This window comes from Microcystis sp. M_QC_C_20170808_M9Col (assembly GCF_007095495.1).
GTDB classification, from domain to species: Bacteria; Cyanobacteriota; Cyanobacteriia; order Cyanobacteriales; family Microcystaceae; genus Microcystis; species Microcystis aeruginosa.
Genome location: NZ_SFBZ01000253.1, coordinates 1 through 19,814 on the forward strand (window position 1 = coordinate 1; position 19,814 = coordinate 19,814).

Here is a 19,814-nt window from a genome sequence, read left to right on the forward strand (position 1 = left end):
CGGACAGAAATTCAAGCCCTCGGACAGACTACCCACTGTCTATTAGGTGAAAGCTTAGTAGATAAGGTAACTGGATGAACAGGGAATCCCGAAGCGCTTAGTGCGATGGGAGCGTCAATTTAGGTATCCCGTCGAGTATTTTCGCTAGACTGGAAAATAATGCACCTCGGCTAGACAAAATCCTATGGTAAAGCTGCTCGAAAATCCTCTCCGAGTGGGATTGCGACAAGAAAGAACCCCAGAACCCCTAATTTTAGTCATTTTTGGGGCATCGGGAGACTTAACCCAAAGAAAACTGGTTCCTGCTCTCTATCAACTGAAACGGGAAAGACGACTACCGGCCGAATTAACCATCGTTGGTACAGCGCGCCGAGAGTGGAGTCATGATTATTTTCGCCAACAGATGCGCCAAGGCATCGAAGAATTTTCCGACGGGATTGGCAGTGAGGAATATTGGCAAGACTTCGCCCAAGGGTTGTACTATTTCCCCGGCAACATGGACGATCCGGAAAGTTACGCCAAAATGAAAGTTTTTCTGGAAGAATTAGACGGAATCCGGGGAACCCGTGGCAATCGAGTCTTTTATCTAGCGGTTTCTCCTAATTTCTTCCCTCCCGGTCTTAAAAACCTTGGCGCGGCTGGAATGCTGAAAGACCCAATTAAACACCGGTTAGTGATCGAAAAACCCTTTGGCAAAGATCTCAGTTCTGCCCAAGTTCTCAATCGAGTCGTACAAGAGGTTTGTCAGGAGAACCAAGTTTATCGCATTGACCACTATTTAGGCAAGGAAACCGTCCAAAACTTATTGGTGTTCCGATTTGCTAACGCTATCTTTGAACCCCTCTGGAATCGTCAATTTATCGATCACGTCCAGATTACCGTGGCCGAAACCGTGGGAGTGGAGGAGCGGGCCGGATATTACGAAAAATCGGGAGCTTTGCGCGATATGGTGCAAAATCACCTGATGCAGTTATTCTGCTTAACGGCGATGGAAGCACCCAACGCTATTAACGCTGATAGTGTCCGCGGCGAAAAAGTCAAAGTCCTGCAAGCGACTCACCTGGCCGATATTAATAACCTAGAAAAATCCGCCATCCGCGGCCAGTATAAAGCCGGTTGGATGAAAGGAAAACCCATTCCGGGCTATCGGCAAGAACCGGGGGTTAATCCGGAATCGACCACTCCCACCTATGTGGCCATGAAATTAATCGTCGATAACTGGCGTTGGCAGGGTGTCCCTTTCTATCTGCGTACCGGTAAACGTCTGCCCAAAAAAGTTTCCGAGATTGCCATCCAATTCCGCCATGTGCCGTTATTAATCTTCCAATCGGCGGCTCAACAAACTAATGCAAATGTACTGAGTATGCGGATTCAGCCTAACGAAGGTATTGCCCTCCGTTTTGAGGCAAAAATGCCGGGGTCAGAATTACGCACACGCACGGTAGAAATGGACTTTAGTTATGGTTCCTCCTTCGGTGTCACCAGTGCCGATGCCTATAATCGCCTACTTTTAGACGCTATGCTGGGAGATCAAACCCTATTTACCCGTTCTGACGAGGTAGAAGAAGCATGGCGCATCGTTACTCCCGCTCTCGCCGCTTGGGACGCTCCCGCCGATCCCGCCTCCGTACCCCAATACGAAGCGGGTACCTGGGAACCCACAGAAGCGGAATTTCTCCTTAACCGCGATGGCCGTCGTTGGCGACGACTCTAATACAGTGAACAGTAATCAGTAATCAGTAAACAGTAAACTAAAAACTCACATCTGATAACTGATAACTCACCTCTGATAACTGGTAACTGAATCACTGATAACTGATAAGTGGGTGGGTGAAATTAAATATAAGATGAACGTAGGTTGGGTTGAAGCATGAAACCCAACGCCCGCATGGGTTACGCTACCGCTAACCCATCCTACAAATAATTGTGCCTCCCTACTTAACTGGTAACTGATAACTGATAACTGATAACTGATAACTGACATGACTACCCAAAGCCCCCCCATTGTCTCCCTGCAAGCACCGAAAGATGTTTCCATCGATGTGATCGAGCAGGAACTGCGCGATATCTGGCAATCCTATAATAATAATGAGGATGGTATGGCCGCCACCCGGGCCACCACCTTTAGCTTTATTGTCTATGAACCCGATGCGGTACAGGAATTGTTAACCCTTCTCGGCTATTACACCGGCCCGATTGATGGTATTGCCGGTCCGCGGACTCACGCCGCCATCAAAGTCGCCCAGAAGGACCTAGAACTAGAAGTAACTGGGCTTTCTAGCGATGAATTTGTCGCTCGGTTAAGGGCGGCCTGGGAAGCGGAAAAAAACGCCGAGGATGGGGCTAATCATCGTCAATACGCCGCCGATTTGGATGCGATTGGAGTGGCAGATGCGATCGCTGCTTCCAATCCCTGTCGCATTATTACCCTCTGTCCCACCGCCGAGGCCGATGAAGGGGTAAAAGCCTCTGTTTCTGCCTATTGTCCCGTTAACAAACGTAGTCAGAACACTTTAGTTTGCTGTGAATACGTCACTTTAAGCGGTACGGCGGAAGCTTTGGAACGAATTGGCGGCATTATTTCCGAGTTAACTATTCCCAGTTTGCCCAAATTTCTCTGGTGGAAAGCCAGTCCCGATGCGGAATATGGACTATTTAAGCGTCTGGCCAGTCAATGTGATACGATTATCGTCGATTCCAGCACTTTTCGGGAACCGGAAACGGAACTGCTGCAAGTGGGGGATTTATTAGCCACAGATGTGCCATTAGCTGACCTGAACTGGAGTCGTCTCGCTCCCTGGCAAGAACTAACCGCCGAGGCTTTTGATCCACCGGAGCGCCGGGATGCTATTCTGGAAGTCGATCGCATTACTATTGATTACGAAAAGGGCAATCCTTGCCAAGCTTTTATGTTCCTCGGTTGGATGGCCAGCCGGTTACAATGGCGACCGGTGGGATATAGTCACCGGTCGGGAGATTACGCTATTCATCGGATTAGCTTCCTCGGTCAGGACCAGCGTTTAATTGAGGCGGAATTAGCCGGTATTCCCGTGGCCGATTGGGGTGAGGTACAAGGGGACCTGATTAGTATTAAACTCAGTTCTACTAATCTTCAGGCCGATTGTTGCACGGTAATTTGTTCGGGAACTACCGGCTGTATGCGGATGGAAGCTTCGGGAGGGGCCCAATCTTGCCGCGTTGAACAAGTGTCCCATCTGGAAGACCAAAAAACAGAAACTCTGCTAGGTAAACAGTTACAGCGTTGGGGCCAAGATGTGCTTTATCAAGAAAGCATGAAAGTCACTAGCGCTATCCTCAAATTATCCCAACCGGATTAACAAATTAGCAACAATAATCCCACCCACTTTCGAGAGACCTTGTTAACAAGGTCTCTCGATATTTATCCGGCAGTCAGCACCTGATTAAAACCGATAATTATAAGTAGGTAGGCGTTAAAAATTATCAGACACCCCCCTTATCAAGGGGGGCAGGGGGGATCGAACCTAAAATCCATTTTTAATTTAATTATAACCAGCTACTTACCTTTTCAGAAAACAGGTTATCATAAAGACAGAGCTTTGCTTTCAAGGGGGCAATATGGTCGCAACCACTGAGAAACGCTACACAGTCGCAGAATACTTTCAACTAGAGGAAACTGCCACCGACAGACACGAGTATCGAGATGGAGAAATTATTATTATGACTGGGGGAACTCCTAACCATAATCGCATTGCCTTGAATTTCTGTAGAAAATTTCCCTTAACTATCCAGAATCAAGCCTATGATATATTTATCAACGATCTACGCTTGGCCATACCCGCCTATAATATGTACACCTATCCCGATATTATGATCGTTAAGGGGGAACCAATTCTTGAAAGAGGACGCACCGATACGATTACCAATCCACAGGTTATTATCGAGGTTTTATCAAAATCTACTCAAGACTATAATCGGGGTGATAAGTTTAAATTTTATCGCTCTCTTAATAGTTTTGAAGAATATATTTTAATCGACCAATATGGTTATTATATAGAACAGTTTCATAAAAGAGGCGATCATTGGGCATTCCGGGATTATCACAGCCAAGAAGCGATTTTAACTTTGTTTTCTCTAGATTTTCAAATATCCCTGACAGATTTATATCAGCGTGTCGATTTTACCGCGATTGAAGTATCCTAATGATTCAACTATTTTTGCCGCAAAAGTCCTGGTATGATCAACTCCCAATCCAACTTTAAAAACCCACTCCCTAATTCATAAAAAAAGGTGGGGCAACACCCACCTTGTTTAAACCTGAGATATTAGCGATAATTAGGCCTCATCGAGAGCGGCAATACCGGGTAAAACCTTCCCTTCGAGTAATTCCAAACTAGCGCCACCACCGGTGGAAATATGGCTCATTTTTTCCGCCACTCCCACTTTTTCCACCGCCGCTACCGAGTCACCACCACCGATAATGGTAGTTGTACCTGTAGCAGTTAAATCGGCTAAAGTGTGAGCGATCGCATCTGTACCCGCCGCAAATTTATCGAACTCGAACACCCCCATCGGGCCATTCCAGAGGACAGATTTACAGTTAGATAAAGCTTCTTGGAAAACTTTAACTGATTCAGGTCCGATATCCAATCCCATCCAACCATCGGGAATATTTTCGACCTTGACGATTTGGGAATTGGCATCTTTATCGAATTTATCCGCTAACACCACATCGGTAGGAAGGAGGAATTCCACTCCTTTTTCTTTAGCTTTCGCTTCCAGGGATTTAGCTAATTCCAGTTTGTCTTCTTCCACCAAAGACTTACCAACACTTAAACCGCGGGCCTTGTAGAAAGTAAAGATCATACCGCCACCGATGAGCAGTTTATCGCACTTTTCTAATAGAGTTTCGATCACGCCAATTTTACTAGAAACTTTAGAACCGCCGATAATCGCCGCTAGGGGACGTTGGGGAGTTTCAATAGCTGCTTGTAGGTAGTTTAACTCTTTTTCAATCAAATAACCCGCCACCGAGGGGCTGAGATAGTGGGTAACGCCTTCCGTGGAAGCGTGGGCGCGGTGGGCGGTACCAAAAGCATCATTAACGTATAAATCGGCATTAGCGGCTAATTTTTTGGCAAAATCGGGATCATTTGCCTCCTCTTCACCGTGGAAACGCAGATTTTCTAAAAGGGACACTTGACCGTTAGACATTTGGCTAATCGCTGCCGTCACTCCCTCACCAATACAATCGGGACACATGATTACTTCTTGGCCCAATAATTCCGAGAGACGTTTAGCTACAGGGGTCAGACGCAAATTTTCTTTAACTTGACCGTCGGGGCGACCCATGTGGCTGCATAAAATAACCTTAGCCCCTTTTTTGATTAAATCCTCAATGGTTGGTAGTGCCGCCCGAATGCGGGTATCATCGCTGATTGCCCCAGTGGCTTTGTCCATGGGAACGTTAAAATCGACCCGGACTAAGACCCGTTTGCCCGCTAAATCAGCCTCTGTTAAATTCGCTACTGTTTTTTTTGGCACAGCCCATAACCTCCTAGATTGCTTACCGTACAATAAAGATTAAATCAGGGTATCGCTACTTGCGGCAATTACTTTGACAAAGATTATTTCAGATTTGGGGATCAGTTTTGCAGTTCTAAGACTGATTTTCCCAGAAAAATTTGATTGGAGAGACTTGCTAATTATGTTTGAGACGATTTTATTTCCCATCGACCACAGCCGCGAAAGTCGTGACGCGACCAGTAGTGTGATCGAATTAGTCAAAATCTTTGACAGTCGTTTGGTCCTGTTGTCGGTGGTGGAAACGATACCCACCGGAGAAATTGCCCCCGACGATAAGATGAGTTCGATCGAAGCGGTGGATAGATTGTTACAATCGGCGCGGGCGATTTTCGCCCAAGCTGGCATCAATGCGGAAATGATTGAAAGGGAGGGAATGCCTTCTTTTGTCATCTGTGATGTGGCCGATGAAGTTAATGCCGACCTGATCGTTATGGGTTGTCGCGGTTTAGGATTAACCAGCGAAGGCGTGTCCGAAAGCGTCACCACCAAAGTTATTAACCTTGCCCCCTGTCCAGTGTTGATTATCCCTTAATCAGTGAGCAGTTATCAGTGAGCAGTTATCAGTGAGCAGTTATCAGTGAGCAGTTATAGCGTTTCCTAAGCTAGTGAGGTACACCTATTTTTCTTCCCTTTTGCCTCTTGCATGAGTGCATGAGTGCCTAAAACCCATAACTTTTGTAGCTCAGCAGACTGAAAAACGCTATATCATACTAAATCCAGTTATTAAAGACTGATTATCTATTCCTCCTTTTGCCCCTTGCCCCTTGCCTCTTGCCTATCCTGATATGTAGCCTATACTCAACGGATTTAGTATCAGATGTGAGTTTTCAGTTCACTGATTACTGTTTACTGTTTACTGGACGGCTACGCCGTGCCTTTGGCAACACTGAAACAAAGCTCCCCACTCCCCCACCTCCCCACTCCCTTCTCCCAAGAGAAATGTAACGAATTGTGAGAGTTTCAGCCGTCAACCCTTGAAAACTCGATCGATGGGGTTGCTTGAAGTAATTCTTAGGCCTAAAGTGTAATCTTAAAGTTTTATGATCAATTTTCCCGTTGATCGGAAAAAGGAGAACTCAAACACAATGGCTGAAACTGGATACAAACAGGTGGTGACACCCTACAATGATGATCCGTTCATTGGTCATCTAGCTACCCCCATTTCCGCTTCTGGTTTTACCAAAGCTTTTATTGGTAACTTACCTGCCTATCGTCCCGGTCTAGCCCCGATTCTGCGCGGTCTAGAAGTGGGTATGGCCCACGGTTATTTCCTCGGTGGTCCCTGGGTCGTCCTGGGCCCCTTGAGAGACTCCGAATATGCCAATATCGGCGGCTTAATCCCCGCTTTAGCCATGGTTCTCTTGGCTACGGGTTGTTTAGCTAGTTATGGTCTTGTCTCTTTCCAAGGTAAGGCCGCTACTGGTGATCCGCTGAAATCCTCCGAGGGTTGGAGTCAATTCGCCGCCGGTTTCTTTATCGGTGGTATGGGTGGCGCTTTTGTGGCCTATTTCCTCCTAGAAAATCTTGGTGTCGTTGATGGCATCATGCGCGGGGTTTTTAATCAATAATTAACCCTTTTTCTACCTGATTATCATTTCCTTATTTTTTTACTAGGAGCGTTTGACATGACTGGTGACTACGCAGCTTCTTATCTGCCTTGGATTTTAATCCCGATCGTCTGTTGGTTAATGCCAGCCGTGGTTATGGGTTTGTTATTTATCTATATCGAGAGTGAATCCTAATTTAGCTCTAGGATTCCTACAATTAAGAGCTTGAAAATTAGCTATTTGATAGTTAGTTTTCAAGCTCTATTTTCTGAGGAAAAAAGAAGATGAAAATGGGTAAAACCCTACACCCCACACCCTACACCCCACACCCCTACCCCCACCGAAAAACTTTTTGCCGCAAACCCTACTTATAAAGCGGTTAGATAGCGGATTTTTTCCAACAATAGGGAGGGTTGAATGGGTTTGAGGAGATAGTCGTCAATGCCATGACGACCGAGAAAATTAACGCTGATTTCAGGGGTATCATTCAAGATTAGCACTTTACTGGCTTGAGTTTGGCGGGATTTTTTTAAAAGATGACAGAGATGATATATATCTGGCATTTTTTGATCGACAATTATAATACTTGGCTGCACGATCTCAATTTTTTTGATAGCGGAGACACTATCGATTAACCAAATAACTTGATAATGTGCCACCATCAATAACTCACAAATAAGATTGGCGATTTCTTCGTCACTTTCAATCAACACTATAGTGGGATGGTGGTGATTAAAATGGGGATTATTATCCGAGGGTTGGGGTTTGGGGGGCTTTTGTTGAGGTAAACGGACGGTAAAGATGGAACCTTTATCTAAGCAAGATTCTACCTCGATCGTGCCGCGATGGAGTTCCACTAATTGTTTAGTTAAAGCCAATCCTAATCCTACACCACCATAACGACGTTTGCGGGAGCCATCCAATTGGGTAAATTTTTCAAACAGAAGCGGTATTTTTTGAGCAGGAATGCCGATGCCCGTGTCCTCTACCTGAAAAATGACCTGACTGCCTTCTTTCCACAGTCTCAGTGTGACAGCGCCCTGTTCGGGGGTAAATTTTAGGGCATTTTTTAACAAGTATAAAAGTATCTGCTGAACTCGATCATAATCGGCGTAAAAATAATGCTCTTTTTCGGTAATTTTCATCTCTAAAATCAGATTAATTTCTTTAGTTTCTGCCTCTGTTTTAATAATTTCTAAAACATGGTTACAGAGATATTTGAGCGAAAATTGTTTAATATCTAAAACGGCTTTTCCTGCCGAAACTTGCGAGAAATTAAGCAAGTCATTGATTAATTCTAATAGTTTATTGCCGTTATCCTGAATAACTTTTAGATAGTTTTTTTGTTTGTCGGGGGGTAAAAAATTATTGGCTGCCGAGCATTTTTGCAGGGTACTGGACAAACCGATAATACAAGTTAGGGGAGTTAATAACTCATGACTAATATTATTTAAAAATTCACTTTTGCAGAGGTTAGCGGCTTCTGCGGCCATTAAAGTATCTTGTAATTCTTGGGTTCTTTCTATTACCCGGCGTTCAAAAATATCTTTTTGTTCCTGTACTTGAGAATATAATTGCGCTTGATAGATAGCGATGGCGAGATGTTCACCAATCTGACCTAAAAATTTCTTTTCTTGCGGCAACCATTGGCGTTTTTCTTGACATTGATGGGCAATTAATAAACCCCATAATTCTTCTTGTACCACAATGGGGGCGATTAATTTTGATCGCACTTGGTTTTGTCGCAAAAATTCCGACAAACAGAAGGAAGAAGAATAGTTAACATCCACATCATCCACGGCCAGAATTAATCCTTGACGGTACTTTTCTTTGTATTGGGGAATATAGGAAAAACAATCGTCTTCGGGGGTTAAATTTAACACCGAATTTATCTGGTCAGAAATGCGCGACTCGGAAGTTATTTTTCCCTTTACCTCACCGGTACTGGGGAAAAATTGATAAATTAACAATCGGTCCACTCGCAGAAACTCTCGCACTTCCCTGACTACGGTTTCCAGAATCACCGGTAACTCCAGACTCTGACGCATTTGGGTGATGACTTGGTTTAATAATCTTTCCTGTTGGATTTGTTGGGATAGGGCAGCTTCTACCGGTTGACAAACGGAGAAGATGCGGGAACAATCTCTATCAGCAGACGGAGAAGAAATTATCGAGAGAATTTTGACTAAAATTTTATTTTGAAAACTGCTGACATTAATGGATAGAGGCAGATTTAAAATTTGATAACCCTGCTGAATTTTTGGGTTGTGGAGAGACTTGACAGCCAGTCCTTGCAGAAAATTTTTAATCGTGTTCGCTTCAAAACTAATGCGGACTTCGTACTGAAAATTATTCCCTTGAGGACTGGCTAACAATAAAGCTTGTAGGTCAGTGGAAAGCAAGAGTTGATAGATTTCTCCTGTCTGTGGGGGCAGATCTCTTTCACTTAGACTAATCCTCGGTGCTGTCACCTGTATTGCCAACTGTCCCCACCAAGAACGAATTTGTTCGAGGTGAGTAGATGACAACACTTGACAGCAAACATAAGCGGGAGAAGCATTCATTTATCAGTTATCAGTTATCAGTTATCAGTTATCAGTTATCAGTTATCAGTTATCAGTTATCAGAAGGCAGGAGGAGATAGGGTGATAGGGTGATAGGGTGATAGGGTGTTAGGGTTTTGGGGTTTTAGTTGAAATTCCCCCACTTCCCCACTTCCCACTTCCCACTTCCCACTTCCCCACTTTCCACTTCCCACTTCCCACTTCCCCACTTTCCACTTACCCACACCCCAGTCATCAGTAAGGGGATGGGGGTTTGGGTTTTGGTGAAGTTTTCTTAATCCCTATCCCCTACTATTCCCTAATCCCTATTGCCTGTTCTTTAAATTGCCGCAGACAGATATAATCATCTCTATCTACCTAAGAATGATCCCTCGATCGAGACCCTAATTCTCAAAACCTAATCATTATTTAACCTGACTCTCAAAACTTATGCACCGAATTGCTCCCCAAGCGGGTGGTTGGACAGCAGATACCGAAGGGGTGATTATTATTGACCAAAATCCGGCCCCGATTGTTCTCCTCACCATGGCCGATACCGATATTCAAACTCTAGCGGCAGCTATCGACCATCTACCCGATAATTTTCCCGCAATTCGCGCCCTGAATTTATCCCAGTTACAGCAGCAATACAGTATCGATAACTATGGGGACAAGGTACTATCCCAAGCAAGAGTGATTATTCTTCGCTTATTGGGGGGACGGGGGAGTTGGTCCTACGGATTGGAAGTAGTTAAGGAAATTGTCGAGGAAACCGGTGCCACTTTATTTGTCCTCCCAGGAGAGGATAAACCAGATTTAGAGTTGATGAGTCATTCCACTGCTTCCCTGACTACTGTTAACCAGTTATGGTGCTATTTCACGGAAGCAGGGATAGATAACTGGATTAATGCTGCTAAATTTATCGCGCATACCTGTCTCCATCTCGACTATCCTCCCTCTCCTCCTAGGGTTGTCCCTAGGTTGGGAATCTATTCCCAGATAACCCTATCCCAACCCCAAGCACGGACTTGGATACTTTTCTATCGTTCCCATTATCTCGCGGGTAATACCAAAGCTATCGATGCTTTAATCAGCGCTTTCACCCAAAGAAACATTGAAACTGTCCCTATCTTTCTCTCCTCTCTCCGGGAAATTGAAGTGCAAGAGGAACTATTAACCCTCTTTTCCCAGCATCCCCCAGACCTAATTCTCGATACCACTAGCTTCTCTATCCAGCGACCGGAAGACAAACAAAATCATCACTTCTGGCAGTCCCTCAATAAACCCATCTTCCAAGTTATCCTCAGCAGCAGCAGTTTAGAAGCTTATCAACAGGGTTATCAAGGTCTTTCCCCCCGGGATGTGGCCATGAATATCGCTTTACCGGAAATGGATGGCAAAATTATCACCCGCGCTATTTCCTTTAAATCTGTCCTCACCCGACATCCCAAACTGGAAACGGAAATAGTTATCTATCAACCCCTCCCCCACCGGGTTGATTTTGTCGCTGATTTAACCGCAAACTATTGTCAACTCTCCTCCCTTCCCAACTCCCAGAAAAAAATTGCTCTCATTTTCCCCAACTATCCCAATAAGGATGGTCGTATCGCTAACGGAGTCGGTTTAGATACTCCCGCTAGTGGTTTGGAAATTCTTCGCGCATTACAAACCCAAGGTTATACCCTCACCGACCTACCCGACCATAGCGATGAATTAATGCGATTGCTGATTTCCGGTATCACTAATGACCTGGAGACAAGGGAATTAAAACCTATCTATCAATCTCTCTCCCTAGAAGCATATCTAGATTATTTCTCCTCCCTTCCCCCCGATAATCAAAGCGCTCTGCTTGACCGTTGGGGATATCCAGACAGGGATTTTCCTATCCCCGGCATCCAGTTAGGTAATGTCTTTATCGGTATTCAACCTTCTCGCGGTTATGACCTTGACCCGACTCTTAATTATCATTCCCCCGACCTCGAACCTACCCACAGCTATCTCGCTTTTTACCATTGGTTACGACAGGAATTCCAAGTCACTGCTGTAATTAATCTCGGTAAACACGGCAATTTAGAATGGCTACCAGGGAAAAGTCTCGCTCTTTCTCCCTATTGTTATCCCGAAATTGCTTTCTCGTCGCTGCCGAATTTTTATCCTTTTATTGTCAATGACCCCGGAGAAGGTTCCAGCGCTAAAAGACGTTCCCAAGCTGTTATCATCGACCATCTCACTCCCCCGATGACGCGAGCGGAATTGTATGGGGATTGGGAAAAGTTAGAGTCTCTCATCGATGAATATTATCAGGCAGAATCTCTTGATCCTTCTCGTTTAGCTCTGATTCGCGAGCGGATTAACGATCTGGTGGCGAAAACTAATCTCGATCGAGAGCTAGGCACGATCTCGCGTAGCGAGCGCGTTGCGACCAGCGCTTCCTTTGGTCAATTTCTCACCGTCGTGGATGGTTATCTCTGTGAACTCAAGGAAGCACAAATCCGCGATGGTTTACATATCTTCGGTCAATGTCCCCAGGGTCAGCAGTTAATTGATTTAATTCAATCGATCGCTCGTTCTCCTAGTCCCGACCGCCCCGGTTTAACCCGTTCGATCGCCCTTGACCTCCATCTCGACTGCGACCCCCTGACGGAATATAACGATACTACTACCTATCTGGAAAGTCTCGCTCAGGATTTAATTAGCCGGAAAATTGAACCTCTAGGCGAAAATACGGCAAAAGAATTGGTTTGGCTAGAAAATCAGTTAATTCCTGCTTTAAAACAAACCCCCGATGAACTTACCTATCTCTTAAAAGGTCTCACTGGCCAATACGTCCCCAGTGGTGCTTCCGGCGCTCCTACCCGCGGCCGTCCCGATGTTCTCCCCACCGGCAGAAATTTCTATTCTGTCGATACCCGCGCAATCCCCACAGAAACCGCGTGGGAAGTGGGAAGAAAGGCCGCAGAGGCACTAATTGAACGTTATACCCAAGAAAATGGCGAATATCCCCGCACTTTGGCGATTTCTATCTGGGGAACTTCGACGATGAGAAATAGTGGCGAAGATGTGGCCGAAGCCATGGCTTTACTGGGAATTCGTCCCCTTTGGGATGGTTTTTTCCGTCGGGTGGTCGGGTTTGAAATCCTTACCCCGTCTAGCTTAGGCCGTCCTCGTATTGATGTGACCGTTCGGGTATCCGGCTTTTTTAGGGACAGTTTCCCCAGCATACTACATCTTCTTAATTCTTGCATAAATGCGGTAGCTTGTCAAGAGGAAGAGGAAAAAATTAATCCTTTAGCGGCGAAAGTCAAGACAGAGAGGGAGTTTTGGCTAAATCAGGGCTTAGGAGAAAAAGAGGCGAAACTGAGAGCTACTGCCAGAATCTTTGGCTGCAAACCGGGTGCTTATGGGGCTGGTTTACAGGGGTTAATCGAGTCACAAAACTGGCAAAATGATCAAGACTTAGCTAATGCTTATATTAACTGGAGTTGTTATGCCTATGATAGTCAAGGAACTGCCCATTCTTTACCGGAAGTATTGAGAAATAGACTGCAAGAATTAGAGATAGTGCTGCACAATCAGGACAATCGAGAACACGATATTTTCGACTCCGATGACTACTATCAATTTCAAGGCGGCTTAACTGCCAGTGTCCGGGCTTTAACCGGCAAAAATCCCGTCACCTATTTTGGTGATCATTCCCGACCGGAAAATCCCCGCATCAGAACCCTAGAGGAAGAAATTCGCCGCGTTTACCGTTCGCGAGTGGTTAACCCCAAATGGATAGCGGGAGTGATGCGACACGGCTATAAAGGTGCTTTCGAGATGGCTGCGACCGTAGATTATATTTTTGCCTACTCTGCCACTACTCATCTGGTGGAGGATTTTATCTATCAGGGAGTAGCCGAAGCTTATTTATTTGACGACAAGGTACAACAATTTATTCAGGAGAAAAACCCCTGGGCATTGCGAGACATGGCCGAAAGATTATTAGAGGCTCAACAACGGGGATTATGGACTCAGGTGGACCAGAAAACTTTAGATCAATTGAGGGCAATTGTCCATGAGGCCGAAGGAGCGATCGAATCGGGTCAGTAATTAGACCTCTTGTAAAAATCAAAAATCTGACCTTAGGTGAGGAGTCAGTAGCCAGTAGTCAGTAGTCAGGAGAATTAAGAATGAGCATTAATCAATTAAATGCTCTATCTAAGGATTTTATGCAATTTTATGCCTATTTTTCTCATTTTTGAACTCTCAAAAATTAATCAGGCAAGAACTCTATTAATAACCGCTCTAGAATCAGTCTATACTATATATTCTCCGGGGAGAAATTGCTCAGATTACTTTAGTAATGAGAAACGGGACTAAATAATGGCCGGAATTGAGGGATTGAGGATTAAAAATTATCGAGCGCTCAAGGATATAACCCTGGGCAAGTTATGGAATACTCAAAATCGAGATTCTCTGACACCGATGACGGCCGTTATCGGCAAAAATGGTGTGGGAAAAAGCACACTTTTTGATGCCTTCGGTTTTTTATCTGATTGTCTTAAAGGAGGAGTAGAAGAAGCTTGTGATGTGCGAGGTCGGGGCGGGTTTGAGCGTCTTCGTTCCCAGGGTCAGGAAGGAAGCATTGAATTTCAGATTTATTACAAAGAAGATTACAATTCCCGACCAATTACCTATGAATTAGCTATTGATCTAGATACCGATAATAGACCTTATGTAAAAAAAGAAAGACTCAGACAGAGAAGAAAAGGTCAAAAGACCGGATGGCCTTTTTCATTTTTACTCCTCGATGAAGGGAAAGGAATCGTTTGGAAAGGAGAAGAAGAAGGGAAACAAGTAGAAGAAGGTCAAGACCATTTTGATTTACTTAAGTTAATAGAAAAAATTCAACGAGAAGCTGATGAGGAAAGCAAGGAAACCGAGTTAGTGGAACTGAATGATAAGCGCAAACTAGGAATTGCTACGTTAGGTTCTCTCAAACAGCATCCGAGAATTTCCCTATTTCGGAGATTTATTGAGGGATGGTATCTCAGCTATTTTACTCCCGATGCGGCCAGAAGTTTGCCCCTAGCCGGACCCCAGAAACATCTGAATATTCATGGAGATAATCTCGGTAATGTGGTGCAGTTTATGGAAAGAGAGCATTCCAAGAAATTTCAGAATATACTTAATAGTATTTCTCGTAAGATACCGGGTATAGAAAAAATTAGTACAGAAAAAAGTCCCGATAATCGACTACTATTAAAATTTAATGATCGGGGATTCCAAGACCCATTTTATGTACAGCAAATGTCCGATGGTACTTTAAAAGTATTCGCCTATCTCTTACTGTTAGAAGACCCTTCCCCACCGCCATTTATCTGTATTGAAGAGCCAGAAAACGGCTTATACCATAAACTATTAGAAACCTTGGCTCAAGAATTTAGAAAACACGCCACAGGACAGAGAGGACGTTCTCAAATTTTTATCACCACCCATCAACCTTATTTTGTTGATGCTCTCCAGCCAGAAGAAGTTTGGATTCTGGAAAAGGGTGATGATGGTTTTTCTCGGATTAAACGGGCCAGTGACAATCCTTTAATTAAGAATCTCGTCTCAGAAGGATTGCCCCTTGGTAGTCTTTGGTATAGTGATTACTTAGATGAGAGATAAGGTCATGCACTTTGAAATTTTGGTCGAGGATTTGTCGGGAAAAAAAGCACTTGATATTCTAATTCTTAAGATTATTGACATGAATGCAGGTCATACATTTAGGGTTCATTCCTATAAAGGCAGTGGTCATATTCCCAGAGACTTACAGTCTGTTTCCGATCCTAGTAAGCGGATTCTTCTTGAGCGACTACCTAAACTGATTCAAGGATATGATAAAACTTTTTCCAGTTGCGCTGATAATTATGCTGCTGTGCTGATTGTGGTTTGCGATCTGGATAATCGATGTTTTCGGGAATTTCGAGAAGAATTAAGCAATTGTCTGGAAAAATCTGCTATCAAATCCCAAATTTACTTCTGTATTGCTATTGAAGAAGGAGAAGCTTGGTATTTAGGTGATATTAATGCCATAAAAATTGCTTATCCCCATGCCAAAAGTGCTATCTTGGATTCCTATATTAATGATAGTATCTGTGGTACTTGGGAAAAACTGGCAGATGCTATATACAGAGGTGGAGCGAAACAATTATCTAAGTTAGGTGGAGCTTCTGTGGGTCAAGAGAAAACAGTCTGGGCAGAAAATATTTCTCCTCAGATGAATGTGGATATTAATCGATCGCCCAGCTTTGGCTATTTTCGGGATAAACTACGTCATCTCAGTCAGGAAGAATCAAGATAAGTAATATTTTTTCAGGCTAAACTTTTAGGCATTTAAAATAATCGTCGAGAGCGGGGAATAGGCGATAGTGAGCAGTAAGCAGTGAGCCTAAATCCAGTTATTAAAGACCGATTATTTATACTCAATCCAGTTATTAAAAACTGATTATTTATTCCCTCTTTTGCCTATTGCCTATTGCCCATTGCCTGTCCTGATATGTAGCCTATACTCAACGGATTTAGTATTATTCCCCCTTTTGCCTCTTGCATGAGTGCCTGTCCTGATAAGTAGCCTATACTCAAGGGATTCAGTCTTAAATGCGATCGCATTGTTCGCTCCTTCCCAGGGCTTGACATAAATACCGCAATAATGTTACAATAAGAAACTGGCTTAAGCCAAAGACAGCAGGTGCGAAACAGCTTAAATACCCTGCCGAGGTCAAAGCGAGAAAACAGCAGCCAAAAAGACTAAAGAGAGATATTTTCTATCTTGGTCGTGCCTGAACTGGATTCTCTCCACTCAACCCCGGCGCTACAAGGGGTTATTTTTGCGCCTCTGGAACAGGTCCCCCGCATACAGGAGGTGAACAAGGGATGGGGAGAAGCAGAGAAAGCAAGGGAGTAATTCTAGAAGAATTAAAAACCTCCCTTAGCGAAGCTCAATTAACGATGGTCATCGACTATCAAGGTTTAACCGTCGCCGAAATCAGCAATCTACGCCGCAAATTGCGCCCCACGGGAACGATTTGTAAAGTCACCAAAAATACTTTGATGGGATTGGCGATCGCTGAAGATAGTGGCTGGGAACCGATGAAAAGCCTTTTATCGGGAACATCCGCCTTTCTGCTCGTAAAAGAGGATATCGGTGGAGCTTTCAAGGCCTATCAAGAGTTCAAAAAAGAAAGCAAAAAAACCGAATTGCGCGGCGGTGTCCTCAAAGAAGGGACCAAAGGTCAACTGTTGACGGAAGATCAGATCAAAGCGATCGCCGATTTACCGTCGAAAGAACAGTTAATCGCTCAGGCCGCTGGAGCAATCAACGCCATTGCCACCAAACTGGCCCGCAGCATCAACGAAGTTCCCGCATCTTTGGCCCGTGCCGTCGATGCCGTGGCCCGTCAAGAAGAAAAAGAAGCGGCTTAACACCGCACCAATCAATCACTTAAAACAATTAGGAGTCTAACCCATGTCTGCTGTAGCTGAAATCTTAGAAAAACTCAAAACTCTTACCCTCTTAGAAGCTGCGGAATTAGTCAAAGGTATCGAAGAAACCTTTGGAGTTAGCGCCGCCGCTCCGGCCGGTGGCATAATTATGGCTGCCCCCGGGGCTGCTCCCGCGGCCGCCGCTGAAGCTGTGGAAGAACAAACCGAATTTAACGTCGTTCTTGAAGAAGTTCCCGCCGACAAGAAAATTGCTATCCTCAAGGTAGTGCGCGAATTGACTGGTTTAGGACTCAAAGAAGCGAAAGACCTAGTAGAAGCCGCTCCCAAAGCGGTTAAAGAAGGCACCAACAAAGATGATGCCGCCACCGTCAAGAAAAAACTGGAAGATGCCGGGGCAAAAGTTAGCGTTAAATAGCTCGCCACTGATTCTGGGGATGTAGATTACATCCCCAGGCAAGCTGAAAAGCTCATTTCCTGATACTATAGGATTGTCATAGCAATCTTGTAGGATGTCCAACCATGGAAAGCGTCGCTTACATCTTGGTTTTAACTATGGCCTTGGCGGTAATTTTCTTCGCCATCGCCTTCCGGGAACCTCCCCGGATTCAAAAGTAAATTTCTTAACTCCGTTTAACTTAATAATTTTCTTCCCTGAGCCGCCCGCTTGTCAAAAGCAGGTTAGCGGCTCTGGTTTTCGTATTTAAAGGCTTAAATTAAAGGTTCCCCTCACCGAGCGCCTCCTATGCAGTGTCCTAATTGTCAGCATACCGATAGTCGCGTTTTAGAGTCCCGTTCCTCCGAAAACGGTCAGAGCATTCGTCGTCGTCGTGAATGCTTACAGTGTAAATATCGCTTCACCACCTACGAGCGCATCGAATTCGTGCCGATCACGGTGATTAAAAAAGATGGTAAACGGGAATCTTTTGATCGCTGCAAACTGCTGCGGGGTATCGTCCGCGCCTGCGAAAAAACCGGCATTCCCCCCTCAAGATTAGAGGCGATCGTCAATGATATCGAATCCCGTCTGCAGCAAGACTCCAAACGGGAGGTAACCAGTCAGGAGATCGGTCAATTAGTCTTGGAATACCTCCGGCAAGAATCGGAAGTGGCCTATGTGCGCTTTGCTTCGGTTTACGGCAATTTTCAGGGAATTAGAGACTTTATCGCCGCTTTAGCGCTGCTGCAATCCTCCGAAATCGAACGCGCTCATCCTTCTTGGTCTCAAGTGGAAGAAGCCAGCGTGATCACCTCATCTTAAATAGTCCCCGATTCAGTTATAATTAGGATCCCTTGTGCTATTTAAAGCCCAAGCTCTGGTTAGATTCTTAAGAGTCATTCTTGAGGCGGATTGCCTGCAAGAAAGCCGGATGCGGCAGTTCATCCCCTAGGCCCTGCCTAGGAACTAAATTGGGAGGCATCTCCTTTATTTAGAAACTGTACATCACATAGGAGGAAAAACCTACGGAAATTCCGAGGCCCAAACAACGTACATGACCACCCAAAAAACCGCAAACAAAAACATAGGCTTTACCCATGAAGATTTTGCCGCCCTTCTAGACAAATACGATTATCATTTCAGTCCGGGAGATGTTGTCGCCGGGACTGTTTTCAGCATGGAACCCCGGGGGGCCCTCATCGATATCGGTGCTAAAACCGCCGCTTTTATCCCCGTGCAGGAGATGTCGATCAACCGCGTCGATAATCCCGAAGAAGTTTTACAACCTAACGAAACCAGGGAATTTTTCATCCTTACCGACGAGAATGAAGATGGACAGCTAACCCTGTCGATCCGTCGCATTGAATATATGCGCGCTTGGGAACGGGTGCGTCAATTGCAAAAAGAAGATGCTACCGTGCGATCAAATGTTTTTGCCACTAACCGTGGTGGGGCATTAGTCAGGATTGAAGGTCTCCGCGGCTTTATCCCCGGTTCTCACATTAGCACCAGAGAGGCGAAAGAGGATTTAGTTGGTCAGGAATTGCCCTTAAAGTTTTTAGAAGTGGATGAGGATCGCAACCGTCTGGTTTTAAGTCATCGTCGCGCTTTAGTGGAACGCAAGATGAACGGTTTAGCCGTGGGACAGGTGGTAATCGGTTCCGTGCGCGGAATCAAGCCCTACGGTGCTTTCATCGATATCGGTGGAGTCAGTGGTTTACTGCATATTTCCGAAATCTCTCACGATCACATTGACACCCCCCACACGGTTTTCAATGTCAATGATGAGTTAAAAGTGATGATTATCGATCTCGATGCCGAAAGAGGTCGCATTTCCCTCTCGACTAAACAATTAGAACCCGAACCGGGAGATATGCTGAAAAATCGCCCGTTAGTGTTTGAAAAAGCGGAAGAAATGGCGATTAAATACCGAGAAAAACGTCTAGCGGAAGCGGAAGGCCGCACTGTCTCGGAAGTAGTCGCAGAAATCGAAGTTCCTCCCGCCTTGGAGGAGGAAGATTTAGTTCTCGCTGCCACCGAGGAGTAGGTCAGTTATCAGTTATCAGTTATCAGTCGTCAGCAGCAATTCTCATTTTGAAAACAAAAGAAGATAAAGTTCTCTATGTGAACAAGAGAACTTCTGTCTAATTATCATTTTTTTTCAAGATAATCATCATAATTAGCTTCAAGAGACAGTTTTAAAATATCTGCCCATAAAAAACTTATCTCAACTCATAAATTTAGCTGAAA

The 19,814-nt window shown here is 44.7% G+C and carries 16 protein-coding genes and 1 other annotated feature; of the genes, 14 read left to right on the top strand and 2 right to left on the bottom strand.

The window, feature by feature from the left end; genetic code table 11:
- Nucleotides 1-184: 184 nt before the first annotated feature.
- The 3 genes from zwf (at nucleotide 185) to EWV68_RS15210 (ending at nucleotide 4,182) form a co-directional block, all read left to right on the top strand.
- Complete coding sequence (gene zwf / locus EWV68_RS15200) at nucleotides 185-1,714, top strand: glucose-6-phosphate dehydrogenase (protein ID WP_287170295.1); 1,530 nt, start codon at nucleotides 185-187, stop codon at nucleotides 1,712-1,714.
- 268 nt (nucleotides 1,715-1,982) lie between these two features.
- Entirely contained in the window at nucleotides 1,983-3,338 is a 1,356-nt protein-coding gene (gene opcA / locus EWV68_RS15205; protein ID WP_061432015.1) for a glucose-6-phosphate dehydrogenase assembly protein OpcA, read from the top strand.
- A 259-nt stretch (nucleotides 3,339-3,597) separates the two neighbouring features.
- Nucleotides 3,598-4,182 (top strand): Uma2 family endonuclease, encoded by a 585-nt coding sequence (locus EWV68_RS15210; protein WP_061432016.1) that lies wholly within the window; start codon nucleotides 3,598-3,600, stop codon nucleotides 4,180-4,182.
- A gap of 132 nt (nucleotides 4,183-4,314) precedes the next feature.
- Here the strand turns inward: EWV68_RS15210 and EWV68_RS15215 are convergent, their stop codons facing one another.
- Nucleotides 4,315-5,523: a phosphoglycerate kinase gene (locus tag EWV68_RS15215; RefSeq protein WP_287170297.1), complete on the bottom strand. Its 1,209-nt coding sequence runs from the start codon at nucleotides 5,521-5,523 to the stop codon at nucleotides 4,315-4,317.
- A 163-nt stretch (nucleotides 5,524-5,686) separates the two neighbouring features.
- On the opposite strand from EWV68_RS15215, the gene EWV68_RS15220 reads away from it, so the two are divergent.
- The 3 genes from EWV68_RS15220 to EWV68_RS15230 all read left to right on the top strand — a co-directional run bounded on the left by EWV68_RS15220 (nucleotide 5,687) and on the right by EWV68_RS15230 (nucleotide 7,307).
- Complete coding sequence (locus EWV68_RS15220) at nucleotides 5,687-6,097, top strand: universal stress protein (protein ID WP_061432018.1); 411 nt, start codon at nucleotides 5,687-5,689, stop codon at nucleotides 6,095-6,097.
- Between the two features lie 553 nt (nucleotides 6,098-6,650).
- Nucleotides 6,651-7,133: a photosystem I reaction center protein subunit XI gene (locus tag EWV68_RS15225; protein WP_061432019.1), complete on the top strand. Its 483-nt coding sequence runs from the start codon at nucleotides 6,651-6,653 to the stop codon at nucleotides 7,131-7,133.
- A gap of 57 nt (nucleotides 7,134-7,190) precedes the next feature.
- Nucleotides 7,191-7,307: a photosystem I reaction center subunit VIII gene (locus EWV68_RS15230; protein WP_004162778.1), complete on the top strand. Its 117-nt coding sequence runs from the start codon at nucleotides 7,191-7,193 to the stop codon at nucleotides 7,305-7,307.
- A gap of 173 nt (nucleotides 7,308-7,480) precedes the next feature.
- Here EWV68_RS15230 and EWV68_RS15235 read toward each other — a convergent pair whose 3' ends face one another.
- Nucleotides 7,481-9,676, bottom strand: coding sequence for an ATP-binding protein (locus EWV68_RS15235; protein WP_287170298.1), 2,196 nt, complete (start codon nucleotides 9,674-9,676; stop codon nucleotides 7,481-7,483).
- A gap of 429 nt (nucleotides 9,677-10,105) precedes the next feature.
- Between EWV68_RS15235 and cobN the strand changes: the two genes are divergently transcribed.
- The 8 genes from cobN to EWV68_RS15275 all read left to right on the top strand — a co-directional run bounded on the left by cobN (nucleotide 10,106) and on the right by EWV68_RS15275 (nucleotide 19,611).
- On the top strand, nucleotides 10,106-13,747 hold the full coding sequence (gene cobN, locus EWV68_RS15240) for a cobaltochelatase subunit CobN (RefSeq protein ID WP_287170299.1): 3,642 nt from the start codon (nucleotides 10,106-10,108) through the stop codon (nucleotides 13,745-13,747).
- Between the two features lie 273 nt (nucleotides 13,748-14,020).
- The gene (locus EWV68_RS15245; RefSeq protein WP_072319727.1) at nucleotides 14,021-15,310 is read left to right on the top strand and encodes an AAA family ATPase; all 1,290 of its coding nucleotides are present in this window, start codon (nucleotides 14,021-14,023) and stop codon (nucleotides 15,308-15,310) included.
- Between the two features lie 4 nt (nucleotides 15,311-15,314).
- On the top strand, nucleotides 15,315-15,986 hold the full coding sequence (locus EWV68_RS15250; protein WP_081106798.1) for a DUF4276 family protein: 672 nt from the start codon (nucleotides 15,315-15,317) through the stop codon (nucleotides 15,984-15,986).
- Between the two features lie 356 nt (nucleotides 15,987-16,342).
- Nucleotides 16,343-16,459: a sequence feature (ribosomal protein L10 leader region), on the top strand.
- Nucleotides 16,460-16,558: 99 nt separating this feature from the next.
- Entirely contained in the window at nucleotides 16,559-17,107 is a 549-nt protein-coding gene (gene rplJ / locus EWV68_RS15255) for a 50S ribosomal protein L10 (protein WP_002737633.1), read from the top strand.
- Between the two features lie 43 nt (nucleotides 17,108-17,150).
- The gene (gene rplL / locus EWV68_RS15260; RefSeq protein WP_061432023.1) at nucleotides 17,151-17,543 is read left to right on the top strand and encodes a 50S ribosomal protein L7/L12; all 393 of its coding nucleotides are present in this window, start codon (nucleotides 17,151-17,153) and stop codon (nucleotides 17,541-17,543) included.
- Between the two features lie 104 nt (nucleotides 17,544-17,647).
- Nucleotides 17,648-17,743: a photosystem II reaction center protein T gene (locus EWV68_RS15265; protein WP_071823417.1), complete on the top strand. Its 96-nt coding sequence runs from the start codon at nucleotides 17,648-17,650 to the stop codon at nucleotides 17,741-17,743.
- Nucleotides 17,744-17,870: 127 nt separating this feature from the next.
- A complete protein-coding gene (gene nrdR / locus EWV68_RS15270) occupies nucleotides 17,871-18,386 on the top strand; it encodes a transcriptional regulator NrdR (RefSeq protein WP_002757126.1) in 516 nt (171 codons plus the stop codon).
- A 232-nt stretch (nucleotides 18,387-18,618) separates the two neighbouring features.
- On the top strand, nucleotides 18,619-19,611 hold the full coding sequence (locus tag EWV68_RS15275; protein ID WP_002781113.1) for a 30S ribosomal protein S1: 993 nt from the start codon (nucleotides 18,619-18,621) through the stop codon (nucleotides 19,609-19,611).
- Nucleotides 19,612-19,814 lie beyond the last annotated feature (203 nt).